Raw genomic sequence first — 16,263 nt, 5'->3', positions numbered from 1 at the left:
TCTTCCCGTTCAAAACTAAGCTTGGCTTCTGTTTTGTCCGTTTTCTTTACTGCGATTGTATTTTCGCTTTAGACCTTTTTGGTCTCGCTTCAGATCTCTTAGATCTTCTGCTTCTGAATCTTCTTTATAGAATCTTCAGGGTCTGTGTATTAATCGATCTTTGATTTTCAAGGTTCTGTTGCGTTTGCAACTCGGACATAATATCAAAGTTATGATAGTTTGTCAAACGCTTTTTTAACTTTTTTTAAAAGTTAAAACGGAGCAGGAGGGATTTGAACCCTCGCGCCGGTTTTATCCGACCTACACCCTTAGCAGGGGCGCCTCTTCGGCCTCTTGAGTACTACTCCACTTTGAATCATAGAGTTTAATCTATTATTCTTCAAACGTCCCTACCAAGGTTTTTGTTTAAGGATCGTTTATATCACCCCTTTTTTGAGGTGCCTTAGTATATTAACAATAAAACATTTGTCTGTCAACTAGTCTTTATACAATTTTTATATACTTGATATGTATAAATCTTTGAAATCTGAATATAAAAAATGACATGGTCTTTTCTATGACCATGTCATTTTAAGTTTAATCCTGAATAACTATTTGGAAACCCCGCTAAGTTCTGCAAATCCTATTTTTTATACATAAATCTGTATAAAATAAATATCTTAATCAAAACCTGATTATCGATTGATCATTTTACTCCTGATCATTATCGGACTCTGCATTCAGTTGTTCTTCTTTCTTTAAATCAGCTTCTGTTGTTGATTCTCTGACTTTGGCAATTGAAGCTATAACAACATTTGAAGCAGGATCTATATTCATGAATTTAACACCTGAAGTATTTCTTCCGATATCCTTTGCATCCTTTAAAGACATTCTGATGATAACACCTTCATTTGTTATCAGCATTATCTCTCTTGATTTATCGGTCAGCTTAAATCCTACAAGATTTCCTGTTTTTTCTGTTATCTTATAGCATCTTAATCCTTTTCCGCCTCTCTTCTGAAGCTTAAATTCATCAGTACTGGTAAGTTTTCCCATGCCCTTTTCGGATACGACAAGAACAAAGTCTCCCTGACTGATTTTCTGCATACCAACAACTACATCATCATCTGTTAATGTAATTCCTCGTACACCATATGAACTGCGTCCTGTAATACGAACATCTCTTTCGTTAAATCGAATAGCCATTCCGTACTTTGTTCCGATCATGATATCTTCATCCTTATCGATGAGTTTTGCTTCTATAAGCTGATCATCATCTCTGAGTGCAATTGCTATCAGACCTGATTTTCTTATGTTCGTATACTCTGAAATCGGAGTTTTCTTTACTGTTCCGTTCTTTGTTGCCAGGAGAAGGTACTGATCTGATTCTGCATAATCATCATCAATTGCAAATGATGCAGTCACATATTCATCGGGAGCCAGCTGTAAAAGATTTACCATGGCTGTTCCTCTTGATGTTCTTGATGCCTCAGGAATCTTGTATGCCTTTATTCTGAAGCAGCGACCGGTATTGGTGAAGAACATAATATAATGCTTATTTGTCGTCATAAACAAATCTTCTATTATGTCATCATTTATGGTCTGCATGCCCTTAATGCCTTTACCGCCACGATTTTGCTGCTTAAAGTTTTCAGGAGACATACGTTTAATGTATCCTAATCTGGTGGCAGCGATGACTGTATCATCATCCGGAATCAGATCTTCATCATCCAATGAATCATCAAAACCGAATTTTGTCATTCTTTCATTTCCGTACTTGTCGGCAATGACATTAATTTCTTCTCTTATAACTCCGAGCATTTTTTTAGGATCATTCAATAATTCATTAAAATATGCGATCTTTTTCTGAAGATCATCATATTCTTCCTTGAGCTTTCCTCTTTCGAGACCTGTTAATGCTCTTAATCGCATATCAACGATTGCCTGGGCCTGCACATCATCAAAACCAAACTTTGCAGAAATATTAAGTTTTGCTTCTTCTGTATTGGCAGCCGCTCTGATGGTATGCACAATTTCATCGATATGATCTACAGCCTTTAAAAGTGCTTCTAAAATATGTGCTCTTTCCTGAGCTTTATTCAGATCATATCTGGTTCTTCTGGTGAAAACATTAACCTGATGCTTGAGATATTCTTCCAATATCTCCATGAGGTTTAATGTTTTCGGCTCACCATTAACGATGCACAGCATAATTACACCAAATGTTGTCTGAAGCTGTGTATGTTTATACAGCTGATTCAGAACTACATTCGGATTTGCATCTTTACGTAATTCTATATTTATCTTTGCAGTAGATCCTTTACCTGATGCATCATTTATGTATGTGATACCGTCAATCTTTTTATCTTTTACAAGCTCAGCTATGTTTTCGATAACTCTTGAACGATAAACAACATAAGGCAGTTCTTTAACAACTATGCGATGTTTACCGTTCTGCATAGCCTCAATTTCACATACGGCACGGATCTTTATCTTACCTCTTCCGGTTCTGTATGCTTCTTCTATACCTTTTCTTCCGAGTATCAGTCCTCCTGTGGGAAAATCCGGACCCGGAATTACTTTCATGATATCTTCGATGGTTGTTTCTTTATCATTGATTCTGTTATCGATGATAAGATCAACAGCATTTATAACTTCTTTAAGGTTATGAGGAGGTATATTTGTAGCCATTCCAACTGCAATACCTGTCGCACCGTTAACTATAAGATTAGGGAATTTTGCAGGAAGTACAGTGGGCTCATCATACTCATTTGAGAAGTTAGGCATAAAATCAACAGTATCCTTGTTGATTCCTGCCAGCATTTCTCCCGCAAGCTTTGACATTTTTGCCTCAGTATATCTCATTGCGGCAGGTGAATCACCGTCATCTGAGCCAAAGTTACCCTGCTTATCCACCAAAACATGACGCATTGACCATGCCTGTCCCATATATACAAGGGCACCGTAAATAGATGAATCTCCATGGGGATGATATTTACCCATACATTCACCTACTATGGTCGCACATTTTTTGGTTTTTTTATCAGGTGTTACTCCTAATGTCTGCAAAGAGTACAGAACTCTTCTTTGAACAGGCTTAAGTCCGTCTCTTACGTCAGGGATAGCTCTTGATACAATTACACTCATGGCGTAATCAATGTAAGAGTTTTCCATGGTTTTTTTGAGATCTACATCCTGGACCTTATCAAAAACATTTGGCTCCAAAATCTTTTCCTCCAATTATGTTAAACATCAAGATTTGTTACATATTTTGCATTTTCTTCGATGAATTCACGTCTGGGCTCTACCTGGTCACCCATCAAAGTAGTAAATGTAACGTCAAGATCGGCCTTATCATCGTCAACCATATTGACCCTCAGTAAGGTTCTGGTTTCCGGATCCATGGTGGTTTCTGCCAGCTCTTCCGTATCCATTTCTCCAAGACCCTTGAATCTGGATACATCAGCTCCTTCAGCTCCGATCTGCTTTAATACTTCCTGATATTCTTCATCAGAATAACAATAATAGTGTTTCTTATTTTTAGTTATGTTAAATAATGGCGGCTGTGCAAGGTAAACATGACCCTGCTTTATAAGCTCAGGCATAAAGTTGTATATGAATGTTAACATCAGTGTTGCTATATGAGCACCATCAACATCGGCATCAGTCATTATGATGATCTTGTTATATCTCAGCTTTGAAATGTCAAAATCTTCTTTAATGCCTGTACCAAAGGCTGTTATCATTCCCTTTATTTCTTCATTGGCATAGATTCTGTCCAGTCTTGCTTTCTGAACATTCAGTACTTTTCCCCTGAGTGGAAGAACTGCCTGTGTATTAACATTTCTTCCGTCCTTGGCAGGTCCTAATGCTGAATCTCCCTCAACAATGAATATTTCACATTCATTAGGATCCTTTGAATTACAATCCACAAGTTTTCCGGGAAGTCCAACACCATCCAGAGCAGATTTCCTTCTTGTAAGATCTCTTGCTCTTCTTGCTGCAGCACGGGCTCTCTGGGCTAAAACCGATTTTTCGCAAATAGCCTTTGCTACACCGGGGTTCTGCTCAAGAAAATATGTCAATTGTTCGCTGACAATACCCTGAACCGCTGTCTGGGCTTCTGAATTTCCCAGTTTCTGTTTTGTCTGACCTTCAAACTGTGGATCACCTATTTTTACAGAAATAACTGTTGTTAAACCTTCTCTTATATCATCACCGCTTAAGTTTGGTTCAGAATCCTTAAGAAGCTTGTTTTCTCTGGCATAGTCATTTAATGTCTTTGTCAGCGCATTTTTAAAACCTGTCAGGTGTGAACCACCTTCAGGTGTATTTATGTTATTTACAAATGTGTAGGTATTTTCGGAGTAAGAATCATTGTGCTGCATCGCAACCTCAACAAACACACCTTCTCTTTCACCTTCACAATAAATAACATCGGAATACAAAGGTTCTTTACCTTTGTTAAGATATCCCACAAATTCTTTTATTCCACCTTCATAGTGGAATGACTTTTCATGGACTTCTTCGTCTCTTACATCACGAAGAGTTATCCTGAGAGCCTTTGTCAAAAATGCTGTTTCACGTAATCTTACTTTTAATGTTTCGTAATCATATACTGTTTCTTCAAAAATCTCAGGATCCGGAAGGAAATGTACTTCTGTACCATGCTTTTCAGGATCGCATTCACCTATTACGGTCATATCCTGAATAACCTTTCCTCTTTCAAATTTCATGTTATAGATCTTACCGTTTTTAAATACCGAAACTTCCAGATTCTTTGAAAGAGCATTAACAACAGAGGCACCTACTCCATGAAGACCTCCTGATACTTTATATCCTGATCCTCCGAATTTGCCTCCTGCATGAAGAACTGTAAATACAACTTCAAGTGCCGGTTTTCCTGCTTTTTTCTGGATATCAACAGGTATACCTCTTCCGTCATCAGTAACTGTAATGGAATTATCCTTGTTTATGGTTACCAGAATACTGCTGCAAAATCCGGCAAGCGCTTCATCAACAGAGTTATCAACAATTTCATACACCAAATGATGAAGACCTCTTATGGAAGTAGATCCTATATACATTCCGGGTCTTTTTCTTACAGCTTCCAGACCTTCCAGAATTTGAATCTGATTCGCATTATAATCAGCAGAACCCTTCATAAGTTCTTCTTCTTTTAACAGATCATCATTTTTTTCGATTGCCATTTATTTTTCCCCATATTCAATGTGTATCATTTTAGATTACGTTGTAATCTAAGATAATATTTTTGACTTATCATTTATTTTTGTAACTGTTCCTTTTACTACATGAAACAGCTCATCAATATGAAAACGGTTATTGATAAAATCATCAAGTCCGGTGCAGGTTATAATATTTTGTGTCTCACTTAACAGATCCAGAAGATAATTCTGTCTTTTTGAATCAAGCTCCGACAGTACATCATCCAGTAAAAGTATGGGATCATCATCAATTCTTTTTCTCACCAGCTCAATTTCGCTAAGCTTTAAGGCTAATGCAGCCGTTCGCTGCTGTCCCTGAGAACCGAATTTTCTTATGTCCTTGCCATCTATCAAAAAAAGAAGGTCATCTCTGTGTGGTCCGACTAAGGTTATATGCTGTCTTATCTCGGATTCTCTCATACGGGATAATGTATTTTGAAAATCCTGAGAGCCTGCATTCGCATCATAAACTATCTCTAATTTTTCAACTCCACCTGTTAAATGATGATGTATGTCAATTATTATATCTTTAAGCTCTTCAATAAAAATATTTCTTATCTCGATTATTTTAGTCCCATACTTTATGAGCTCATCGTCCCATACAGATAAGGTATCGATTAATGAAGGCTTTATAGCAATATCCTTTAACAGTTTGTTTCTCTGATCCAGAACTCTGTTGTATCTTGTTAAATTGTAAAGATATATTTTATCCAACTGACATAATTCAAGATCCATGAATCTTCGTCTTACAGCAGGTCCATCCTTTATCAATCCTAAATCTTCGGGACTGAAGCTGACAATATTGGCTATACCAAACAGTTCTGACGCTTTTCTTATGGGTATCTCATCTATCGCAATTCCCTTTGATTTATTTTTTTTCAGGTGCATATCTATCCTGTAAGGCACATCATGTTTCCTTACTTCCATTTTGATATGCGCTTCATCATTACCAAACTGTATGAGATCCTTGTCCTTTGCAATCCGGTAGGATTTGGAAGTTGAAGCTAAAAAAATCGATTCAAGAATATTGGTTTTTCCCTGAGCATTATCCCCATAAAATATATTGGTTCCCGGACTCAAACTCACCTTTAAGGATTCATAATTCCTGAAATTTTTTAATTCTAATGAATCTATTATCATTTAAAAATTACACTGCATCTGCATTAAAATTTACAGGTAAGATCATATAATTATAGGATTTACTGTCATCCCTGATAAAACACGGTGAACGTGGAATGGACATATATATCGAAATTTCCTCATCCTCAATATTCTTGAGTGCATCTACCAGGAATTTCGGATTGAATCCTATCATCAGATCATTACCAATCTTTTTAATAGCAACTTCAGCATCCATTGTTCCTAGATCTGTTGTGATCTTTAATCCCATAACATTTTCTTCAATCTTCAGAACAAGTGGCTGTTTATCGTTATCTCTGACAAATATCGTAGATCTTTCAAGACAATCAAGGAGATTTTTACGGTTTACAGTGATTTTTGTTTCATAATCCTCTGAAAGCATCTGTGCTACGTGGAAATATTCGCCATCTATCAGTCTTGTTACAACTAAAGTGTTGTTAAACTCGAACATGATATGATTTTTTGAAAAATACATGATCACTTCGTCATAAATTCCACCATTCAGAACCTTCACAAGTTCATTTAATGCTTTTCCGGGAACGATTGCTTTAGCAGAATCATAAGAATTATTAAGCTTTACCTGTCTTATGGAAATTCTGTGACCGTCAAGTGATGTTACTGTAAGGTTATCATCCTGGATTTCAAATAATTCACCTGTCATTTTCTTGTTGCTGTCATTCATGGCAATAGAAAAGATAGTCTGTGAGATAATCTGCTTAAGTGTAAATTGTGAAAGTGATAAAGACTGAGTTTTATCAATCTTTGGTAATGCAGTAAACTCGTTTCCATCACGTCCCGCAATTTTAAATACTGAATTCTCGCAGGTAATTACTGTATTATTTCTTGAATCTGTTTCGATAGTAACCTCAACATCCTGAGCTTCCGGTAATCTTCTGATAATTTCTGAAAATATTTTGGATTCCAATGCAACCTTACCTGGCTCAACAATACTTCCTTCACAAACAGTTTCAATACCAAATTCAGTATCATTTCCAACAAGCTGTATTTTTCCACTTGATGCATCAAGAAGTATACATTCCAATATAGACATTGTAGTTTTCGATGGTACAGCTTTTGATACTATATTAATAGCATTTGTAAGATCACTTTTCTTAAACTGTAATTTCATAAAGCAGCCTTTCCTTTAAATTAATTATTTATTTTAATTCTTAGTAGTACTAATAGGTGATGTGGAAATGTGAAAAAGTAAAATTAATGGCTCTATCACTTGAAAAATCCACTTTAATAACTATGTTGATATCGATTTTATAAAATGTTTATAAAATATATGCTATGGAGATATCTTCTTTTTCAAAGTTTCAATTGTGGAATTCAATTGTTCATTTGTGCGTAATTCTGTGGATATCTTGTCTATTCCGTGCATTATAGTAGTATGATCTCTGCCTCCCAGATATTCTCCTATATTCTTTAGAGGTGCATCTGTCATGGTTCTGCAAAGGTACATAGCAATCTGTCTTGGAAATACAATCTCTTTATTCTTCTTCTGTGAAGCTATTTCAATATTTGTAATTCCGAAATGTTCCGCAACAGTAGTTATTATAAACTCAGGTGTGATTTCCTTTGGTCCGTCAGGAGTTATATGATCCTTTAGTAGTTCTTCCGCAAGGGTTATATCTATGGATTGTCCTTTGAGTCTTGACATAGCTACTATTTTTGTAAGAGCACCTTCAAGTTCTCTGATATTTGATTTAATGTTTGTAGCTATGTATTTTATTATTTCATTATCAATGTTTACATGCATTAGCTCTTCTTTTTTACGAAGAATAGCCATACGTGTCTCAAAGTCCGGCATCTGTATATCTACTATAAGTCCTACCTCGAATCTGGATCTCAGTCTGTCTTCAAGATTATCTATATCTTTAGGTGGTTTATCAGATGCTATTACTATCTGCTTTTTATTTTCATATAAAGTGTTGAATGTGTGGAAAAACTCTTCCTGGGTTCCCTCTTTTCCGATGATGAACTGTATATCATCAATCAAAAGTACATCCAATTCTCTGTATTTATTTCTGAAATCAGCCGGAGACATATTATTCTTATTTCTTATGGAGTCTACAAATTCATTAATAAATGTCTCTGATGTAACATAACGTATCTTTGCAGTAGGATTATTTTTCAGGATAAAATGAGCAATTGAATGCATAAGATGTGTTTTACCGAGACCGGCTCCTCCATAAATGTACAGAGGATTATATATTTCACCCGGTGATTCTGCCACAGCTAATGACGCAGCGTGAGCCAGATTATTGCTTGATCCAACAACAAAAGTATCGAATGTATATTCCGTATTCAGATTTGCTTCTTTCAGAGTTTCTTCTAATATAATAGAAGGATCTTTTTTATCATTGATAGCTATCTGTAATTTCTTTACATATTCTCTGGCTTCACTTTCAATTACAAAAAGTACATTAACAGGAATATTTGTTTTTTCCTCGATTGCTACCTTTAAAAAAAGAGAATACTTTTTATCAAGGATCTTTTTATATCCTTCTTCAGGTACTATTATCAGAAGTTCACCGTTAATAAAATCAAATAATCTTAAGGGTTTTAACCATGTGTCAAATGATACCTGCAAAATATCATGTTCTTCTTTCATGTTTTTCAGAATATCATCCCAATTCTTCCGAATTAACTCAAAATCACTCATGTGAGGATCTCCTTAATAGATAAAATCACAGAGAAATTATATCAAAGTGTGGATAATATTTCAATCTAAGATGTGGATAAGTATACATATAGGGATATTTTTCCACACTAAGATTTTTTAAATATTAGGTAATAATTAGGTTTTTTATTAACATAGATTACACTTATCCACATAGATATACACATTTTGTTGATAAATTATTATACTGTGGAAATGTGGGTAAATTTGTTGATAAACATAAGGAAAAAAACATTGACGAAAAATAGGTATTTCCTTATAATATACAAACGATGTTTACCCTAGATCTGAAGGTACTTCAGGACTAAGGGCTATTAAGGGGTCCTACATTGAAAATTTAATTATCAATGGAGTCCTGAAAGTTTATCAGAAAAGGAGGTGTCAGTATGCATAAGGGAAAGATGACATTACAGCCTAAGACAAGACAGAGAGCCAAGGTTCATGGATTTAGAGCTAGAATGGCTACAGCAGGCGGAAGAAAGGTACTGGCTGCCAGAAGAGCAAAAGGTAGAGCAGCATTAACAGTATAATAATTTATTTGAATTATGATTGAGACCGCTATTAAATGGCGGTCTTTTTTCATTTAATATTTGATAATGTGGGGTTTTGAAAATGAAACGTTTTCCTTCTATTAAAAAGAATAAAGATTTTCAGATTGCCTACAAAAACGGTATTTCTCATGCGACCGGTGCTCTTGTTATGTATATTATTGAAAATGGACTTGATCATAACAGAATTGGTATTTCCTGTTCAAAAAAGATCGGTAATTCTGTTGTAAGGCATACATTTGCAAGAAAGATGAGAGAAATCTTCAGATTAAATGATAATAAAGTAAAAAAGGGTTTAGACATCGTTATAGTAATTCGTTTTAAAGCAAACTTTTGCAATTACAATCAACTTGAATCACAATATTTAAATTTATTGAATAGGCATCATATCTTAGTATAAACGATAATAATCGTATTTTAGAGTTTTGAAGTGAGCTGACATATATTACTTAGATTGATTTTTCTATTTTTTGGAGTTCTATATGATATCAAAAGTAATGATTTTTTTAATCAGGTGTTATCAAAAAGGTATTTCACCATATATAGGTGCTCACTGTAAGTATACTCCTACTTGTTCTCAATACGCCGTTGAGGCAATTAAAAAGTATGGTTGTATTTATGGTAGTTGTTTGGCCATTTGGCGTATTTTACGCTGCAATCCCTGGTCAAAAGGCGGTTATGATCCTGTTCCTTAACCGGAGGTAAATCCTTGGATAGTTTTTACTTAGTATTATTAACTAAAAATACTTCAAGTCTTCCGATACTTGGCAGTATTTGGAATGTTATAGTTGAAATTCTCGGGATGATCATGAATGTTATCTATAATACTCTCGAGAGTTTAGGTATCGGAAATATCGGACTTTCAATCATTATATTTACAATTGTAATGAGAATAATACTTTTCCCCACCAGTTTTCGTCAGCAGAAATCTTCACGAATGATGCAGCTGATGCAGCCTGAAATGAAAGCAATTCAGGAAAAGTATAAAAATAAAACTGATAATGCATCTATGATGGCACAGCAGGCTGAAATGAAGGCATTGTATGAGAAGTACGGTACATCCATGACCGGTGGATGCCTTCCTCTTTTACTTCAGATGCCGGTTATTTTTGCACTTTATCGTATTATTATGAACATACCTGCCTATGTTCCTTCTGTTTACAAAATTTATTCTAATGTTTTGAACGCAATAGGCGGTGATTCTGCAGCTCAGAAGCTTGTAGAATTTGGCAATAACAATAATCTTACTGCTATACTTAAGCAATTGCATAATCTTGGTATTGAAGAGAATGCAAGCTATTCTTCTGAACAGGTTTCAAATTTTATTGTCGATTTTCTTTATAAATTAAATCCTACTCAGTGGAGTAATCTTGCTTCTGTATTTCCTGATGCATCTCAGGTTATAGAAAAAGCTTCAGCTGATGCAGAACGTATTAATAACTTTTTAGGAATCAATCTTTCTACAGCTCCAAGTTCAATGGGTTTGGTACCTAATGTTTATTGGATAATTCCTATTTTGGCAGGTGTATTCCAGTATTTAAGTACAAAACTTATGTCAAGTTCCAATAAGGCCTTAGCTGATGGAAATGATCAGTCTGCGCAGATGATGAAGAGTATGAATTTGACCATGCCTCTTATGTCAGTTTGGTTCTGTTTTTCTTTTGCATCAGGTATCGGTCTTTACTGGTGTGCATCTTCAGGCGTTATGATCATTCAGCAGTTACTTTTGAATAATTATTTCAGTAAGATTTCAGATAAAGAAATGATCGAAAAGCAGATTGCTGCTGCAAATGCTAAACGTGCAAAAAAGGGACTAGCTCCAATTGATGAAAAATCTGTTGAAAATCGTATTTTGGCTGCTAAAGACAAAGCTGAAACTTCAGAGAATAATCGTTTGGAAGTTATAGCAAAGCAGAATTATAAAACTAAGGAATCTACTGATTATTATAATAAGAACGCAAAGCCCGGATCTTTAGCTTCAAAAGCAAATATGGTTCAGCTTTATAATGAAAAGAATGAAAAAAGTGATAAGAAGTAAATAACGAGGGATATTATGAATAATAGTATAAGAGTTTCAGCTAAAACTAAAGATGAAGCTATAACAAAAGCCCTGATACAGCTTGGAATTACATCTGACAGATTAAACTATAATGTTGTAGTTGAAGGAAAAGCAGGTCTGTTTGGAATAGGAGCAAAACCCTGGATCATTGAGGCTTCTGTTAAAGAAACAAATGAACAAAATGATTTAGCAAATATTGAAAAGGATATTGATAAAATCAGATCCAATTCTTCAGTATCTGAAAAGAATGATCTAAACACTAAAAAAGAAACAGTTGTTTCTGATAAAATCGAAGAGACAAAAACTGAAAGTTCAGAGTTTAATAAGAAAGAGAAATCTTACAAGTCTGATAAGGATAAAAAGTCTCGTAGACATGATAAAAGAGATTTTTCTAATATGTCTGTGGATTCTGAATCAAGTGTTGAAACAAAAAAACAGCATGAGATCAAGCCAATTTCAGAGGAAGAAGCAAATGCAGCTATTAAAGATGCTGAATCATTTATCGTCAGTGTTTTAAACGGCATGAATATGGATGTTAATCCAAAATCTCATTTTAATCATGAGATAAATGAATTGCTCATCAACCTTGAAGGTTCTGATATGGGAGTATTGATAGGTAAGAGAGGACAGACACTTGATTCCCTTCAGTATTTAACTTCTTTGGTTGTTAATAAAAATCATAAGGAAGATTACATTCGTATAAAACTTGATACTGAAGATTACAGATCAAGAAGAGAGGCTACTTTACGAAATCTTGCTAAAAATATAGCTTATAAAGTAAGAAGAAATCACAAAGCTGTATCTCTTGAGCCTATGAATCCTTATGAGAGACGTATTATTCACAGTGCTTTACAGAATGATAGATTTGTTACAACAAAGTCAGAAGGTGAGGAACCATTCAGACATGTAATCATCTATATGAAAAAAAGAGATAGGAAGAATTATTCAAGAGACAATTCTTATTATAAGAAAGAATCAAGAAGAGAGAATAGTAACGGAAATGTTGGAAATGACAATACTGAGAATAGTTAATTCCACATTTTAACATTGAATCTTGGTAGTTTTGTGGATAACCCTTAGCGTTTTATTCGCCAAGGGTTATTTTTTTGTTTTATATATCGATTAAAACTTGAAAATAACATATTCTACAATTAGAATTATTGAAGTTTTTAATGTGGATAGTCTATCCTTTTTCCAGGATCCAATTAAATCTGTAACAGTAAATCTGAAATAGTAAGATATAATCTTTTGATTATTGAGGAGAAATAAATGTTTAATGATACAATTTGTGCACTTGCAACAGCTGCTGTTGAATCAGGAATAGGTATCATACGTATAAGTGGTTCGGAATCAGTACAAATTGCTTCAAAGTTTATCAGGTCCAAAAGTGGGAAGCCGGTTGATATTTCAAAATCACATCAGGTTAAATACGGATTTGTTTATTCAGACAATGATCCTCTTGATGAAGTTCTTGTGATAACTATGCTGGGACCTAAATCTTATACAGGTGAAGATACTGTTGAAATTGATTGCCATGGTGGTGTGTTAATGATGAAAAAAATCATTGATGTTGCAATAAAAAATGGCTGTCGTTTAGCAGAACCCGGAGAATTTACCAAAAGAGCATTTTTAAATGGTCGTATTGATCTCTCGGAAGCTGAAGCAGTAGGTGACATAATTAGTTCTGAAAATGAATTTGCATTAAAAGCCTCTATAAATCAGTTAAGAGGTTCAGTTTCTGATAATATCAAAAAATACAGGGCTCAAATACTTGAAGACCTTGCTTACATTGAAGCAGGTCTCGATGATCCTGAACATATTGATATCAGTGGGTTTACTGGAACTTTATCTAATCATATTACATCTATCAAAAATGATCTTTTATATATGATAAGTTCTGCTGATGATGGAAAGATGTTGAAAGAGGGCATAAAAACTGTAATTCTTGGGAAGCCTAATGCCGGTAAATCTTCATTGCTTAATTCACTGGTAGGATCTGACAGAGCTATTGTTACTGATGTAGCAGGAACCACCCGCGATACTTTGGAAGAACACATAAATCTTAAGGGTGTAAGTTTAACTATCATTGATACTGCGGGAATCAGAGATACAGAGGATACTGTTGAAAAAATTGGTGTTGAAAGAGCACTGGAAGCTGCCAATAATGCAGATTTAATTATCTATGTGGTAGATTCCTCAATAAGATTGGATGTATCTGATTATAAAATTATAGATAAAATAAGAGATCGTAAATGTATAGTACTGTTAAATAAGACGGATTTAATACAAATAATTGATCAAAAAGAATTAGAGGAACTTACCGGTAAAAAAGTAATACCTTTCAGTGCGAAGACTTCTGTAGGTATTGATAAACTGGAGTCTGAAATCCATGAACTCTTTTTTAGCAATTCTATAAGTTTTAATGACCAGATGCTGATTACAAATGTCAGACATAAAAATTGTCTGATTAATGCAGAAGGTTCTTTAAATGAAGTTTTAAATTCAATTAACCTTGGATTGCCTGAAGATTTTTTCACCATTGATCTTTTGCATGCTTATGAAGAGTTGGGATATATTTTAGGTGAGGAAGTTTCGGAAGATCTTATAAATGAAATCTTTTCTAAATTCTGTATGGGTAAGTAAGAGAGGTTTTTTATGGCGTTTGTTGAAGAATCATATGATGTAGTTGTTGTTGGTGCAGGACATGCCGGTTGCGAAGCAGCTCTTGCCTGTTCAAGGCTTGGTTTGGAAACTATTGTTTTTACCGTCAGTGTTGACAGTATTGCCCTGATGCCTTGTAATCCAAATATAGGGGGTAGTTCTAAAGGCCATTTAGTCAGAGAACTTGATGCTTTGGGCGGAGAAATGGGTAAAAATATTGATAAAACTTTTATCCAGTCAAAAATGCTAAATAAATCAAAGGGGCCTGCAGTACATAGTTTGAGAGCACAGGCTGATAAACAGGCTTATACAAGGGAGATGCGAAAGACTCTGGAGAATCAGGAACATCTTACAATCAGGCAGGCTGAGGTATCAGAGGTACTTACTATCGATTTAGATGATGGTTCCAAAAAAGTAACGGGGGTAAAAACAACATCCGGTGCTGTTTATAAGGGTAAATCTGTAATTCTTTGTACCGGCGTATATCTTAATTCCAGATGTTTAACAGGAGATTTAATAGAATACACCGGTCCTAATGGGTTAAGATCTGCTACTAAACTGACCGATTCTTTGATCAATAATAGCGTACGTATGTTTCGTTTTAAAACCGGAACACCTGCCAGAGTCGATAAACGTACCTTGGATTTTTCAAAATTTGAAGTTCAGAAAGGTGATGTACCAATTATACCTTTTTCTTTTTCTTCTGATTTTGAATCAATTCAAAAAGAACAGGTTGATTGCTGGCTAGTTTATACCAATGAGAATACACATAATATTATAAGAAATAATATTGATCGATCACCTATGTACAATGGTTCAATTGAAGGTGTCGGACCCAGATATTGTCCTTCTATTGAAGATAAGGTCATGAAATTTCCTGAAAAAGACAGACATCAGATATTCATTGAGCCTGAGGGACTATATACAAATGAGATGTATTTAAGCGGAATGTCAAGTTCTATGCCTGAAGATGTTCAATATGATATGTATCATTCAATGGAAGGGTTTGAAAATGTACATATTGTAAGGAATGCTTATGCAATAGAATATGATTGTATCGATTCTACACAGCTTAAATCTTCTCTTGAATTTATGAATATTAATGGATTATTTGCGGCCGGTCAGTTTAATGGTTCTTCCGGATACGAGGAAGCAGCTGTTCAGGGTCTTATGGCAGGAATAAATGCATCAATGAAGCTGTTAAATAGACCAGCTATTATACTTGATAGATCTCAGGCATATATTGGTGTTCTTATTGATGATTTGGTTACAAAGGAAAATTTTGAACCATATAGAATGATGACAAGCCGTTCTGAATATAGATTATTGTTAAGACAAGATAATGCCGACTTACGATTAAGAAAGATAGGACATGACATTGGTCTTATCACAGACGAAGAGTATCAGAAAACATTAAATAAAATTGATCTTATTAATAACGAAATAGATCGACTTAAAAATACATATGTAAGTAACAGTGATTATGTAAATGAATTTTTGATTAAAAACCATTCTAATGCTCTTAATTCCGGAGCGTCTCTTGCGGATCTTATTAAAAGACCTGAGCTTGATTATGAACTGTTAAAAGAAATAGATGTTAATCGTCCATCATTACCTTATTTGGTAAGAGAAGAGGTTGGTATCGAAATTAAATATGAAGGATATATTAAAAGACAACTATCTCAGGTTGAGGGATTTAAACGTTTAGAGAGTAAACGAATTCCGTTAGATATAGATTATAATGAAATCAAAAATTTACGTTTAGAGGCTCGACAAAAGCTTTCAAAAATTAAACCTGAAAATATAGGAATGGCAAGCAGAATCAGTGGAGTAAGTCCAGCAGATATTAGTGTTCTTCTTATATATATTGAATCTTATAAGAAAGATAAAGCTTAAAATTATATTTTATTATTCTATCCTCCAAAATGTTTCACGTGAAACACTTTTGGAGGATAATGTCTTATT

12 protein-coding genes and 1 tRNA gene are annotated in these 16,263 nt (G+C 34.5%); 7 read left to right on the top strand and 6 right to left on the bottom strand.

The features are described from left to right. Positions 1 to 257: 257 nt before the first annotated feature. The 6 genes from BLV86_RS14850 to dnaA all read right to left on the bottom strand — a co-directional run bounded on the left by BLV86_RS14850 (position 258) and on the right by dnaA (position 9,012). Positions 258 to 347: transfer RNA gene (locus tag BLV86_RS14850), tRNA-Ser, on the bottom strand. A 343-nt stretch (positions 348 to 690) separates the two neighbouring features. Then, the gene (gyrA, locus tag BLV86_RS14845; RefSeq protein WP_090819036.1) at positions 691 to 3,204 is read right to left on the bottom strand and encodes a DNA gyrase subunit A; all 2,514 of its coding nucleotides are present in this window, start codon (positions 3,202 to 3,204) and stop codon (positions 691 to 693) included. Between the two features lie 20 nt (positions 3,205 to 3,224). Further along, entirely contained in the window at positions 3,225 to 5,144 is a 1,920-nt protein-coding gene (gyrB, locus tag BLV86_RS14840; protein ID WP_031554662.1) for a DNA topoisomerase (ATP-hydrolyzing) subunit B, read from the bottom strand. A 93-nt stretch (positions 5,145 to 5,237) separates the two neighbouring features. After that, complete coding sequence (recF, locus tag BLV86_RS14835; protein WP_090819033.1) at positions 5,238 to 6,344, bottom strand: DNA replication/repair protein RecF; 1,107 nt, start codon at positions 6,342 to 6,344, stop codon at positions 5,238 to 5,240. A 7-nt stretch (positions 6,345 to 6,351) separates the two neighbouring features. Then, complete coding sequence (gene dnaN, locus BLV86_RS14830; RefSeq protein WP_031554667.1) at positions 6,352 to 7,473, bottom strand: DNA polymerase III subunit beta; 1,122 nt, start codon at positions 7,471 to 7,473, stop codon at positions 6,352 to 6,354. Positions 7,474 to 7,635: 162 nt separating this feature from the next. Beyond that, positions 7,636 to 9,012, bottom strand: a complete 1,377-nt coding sequence (gene dnaA, locus BLV86_RS14825; RefSeq protein WP_031554669.1) for a chromosomal replication initiator protein DnaA — start codon at positions 9,010 to 9,012, stop codon at positions 7,636 to 7,638. 404 nt (positions 9,013 to 9,416) lie between these two features. Here dnaA and rpmH point away from each other — a divergent pair, with 404 nt between their 5' ends. The 7 genes from rpmH (at position 9,417) to mnmG (ending at position 16,194) form a co-directional block, all read left to right on the top strand. Then, entirely contained in the window at positions 9,417 to 9,560 is a 144-nt protein-coding gene (gene rpmH / locus BLV86_RS14820) for a 50S ribosomal protein L34 (protein WP_029201227.1), read from the top strand. A gap of 82 nt (positions 9,561 to 9,642) precedes the next feature. Continuing rightward, positions 9,643 to 9,978 carry a ribonuclease P protein component gene (gene rnpA, locus BLV86_RS14815; protein WP_031554671.1) on the top strand — a complete coding sequence of 112 codons (336 nt, stop codon included), beginning with the start codon at positions 9,643 to 9,645 and terminating at the stop codon, positions 9,976 to 9,978. An 82-nt stretch (positions 9,979 to 10,060) separates the two neighbouring features. Continuing rightward, entirely contained in the window at positions 10,061 to 10,273 is a 213-nt protein-coding gene (gene yidD, locus BLV86_RS14810; RefSeq protein ID WP_081828211.1) for a membrane protein insertion efficiency factor YidD, read from the top strand. A 14-nt stretch (positions 10,274 to 10,287) separates the two neighbouring features. Beyond that, a complete protein-coding gene (locus BLV86_RS14805) occupies positions 10,288 to 11,616 on the top strand; it encodes a YidC/Oxa1 family membrane protein insertase (RefSeq protein ID WP_242873330.1) in 1,329 nt (442 codons plus the stop codon). A 15-nt stretch (positions 11,617 to 11,631) separates the two neighbouring features. After that, complete coding sequence (gene jag / locus BLV86_RS14800; RefSeq protein ID WP_044917179.1) at positions 11,632 to 12,669, top strand: RNA-binding cell elongation regulator Jag/EloR; 1,038 nt, start codon at positions 11,632 to 11,634, stop codon at positions 12,667 to 12,669. A gap of 237 nt (positions 12,670 to 12,906) precedes the next feature. Continuing rightward, positions 12,907 to 14,280, top strand: a complete 1,374-nt coding sequence (gene mnmE / locus BLV86_RS14795) for a tRNA uridine-5-carboxymethylaminomethyl(34) synthesis GTPase MnmE (protein ID WP_031554677.1) — start codon at positions 12,907 to 12,909, stop codon at positions 14,278 to 14,280. A gap of 12 nt (positions 14,281 to 14,292) precedes the next feature. Further along, positions 14,293 to 16,194, top strand: coding sequence for a tRNA uridine-5-carboxymethylaminomethyl(34) synthesis enzyme MnmG (gene mnmG, locus BLV86_RS14790; protein ID WP_090819030.1), 1,902 nt, complete (start codon positions 14,293 to 14,295; stop codon positions 16,192 to 16,194). Positions 16,195 to 16,263 lie beyond the last annotated feature (69 nt).

Origin of the sequence: Oribacterium sp. KHPX15 (genome assembly GCF_900107835.1) — a bacterium.
GTDB lineage: Bacteria > Bacillota > Clostridia > Lachnospirales > Lachnospiraceae > Oribacterium.
The sequence above is the reverse complement of the archived record's forward strand: the minus strand, read 5'-3'. Positions and strand labels throughout refer to the sequence as shown.

Coding starts and splice junctions, on each gene's coding strand:
- gyrB (WP_031554662.1), bottom strand. CDS start 5,144: ATGAAGGGTTCTGCTGATTATAATGCGAATCAGATTCAAATTCTGGAA.
- recF (WP_090819033.1), bottom strand. CDS start 6,344: ATGATAATAGATTCATTAGAATTAAAAAATTTCAGGAATTATGAATCC.
- dnaN (WP_031554667.1), bottom strand. CDS start 7,473: ATGAAATTACAGTTTAAGAAAAGTGATCTTACAAATGCTATTAATATA.
- dnaA (WP_031554669.1), bottom strand. CDS start 9,012: ATGAGTGATTTTGAGTTAATTCGGAAGAATTGGGATGATATTCTGAAA.
- rpmH (WP_029201227.1), top strand. CDS start 9,417: ATGCATAAGGGAAAGATGACATTACAGCCTAAGACAAGACAGAGAGCC.
- rnpA (WP_031554671.1), top strand. CDS start 9,643: ATGAAACGTTTTCCTTCTATTAAAAAGAATAAAGATTTTCAGATTGCC.
- yidD (WP_081828211.1), top strand. CDS start 10,061: ATGATATCAAAAGTAATGATTTTTTTAATCAGGTGTTATCAAAAAGGT.
- jag (WP_044917179.1), top strand. CDS start 11,632: ATGAATAATAGTATAAGAGTTTCAGCTAAAACTAAAGATGAAGCTATA.
- mnmE (WP_031554677.1), top strand. CDS start 12,907: ATGTTTAATGATACAATTTGTGCACTTGCAACAGCTGCTGTTGAATCA.
- mnmG (WP_090819030.1), top strand. CDS start 14,293: ATGGCGTTTGTTGAAGAATCATATGATGTAGTTGTTGTTGGTGCAGGA.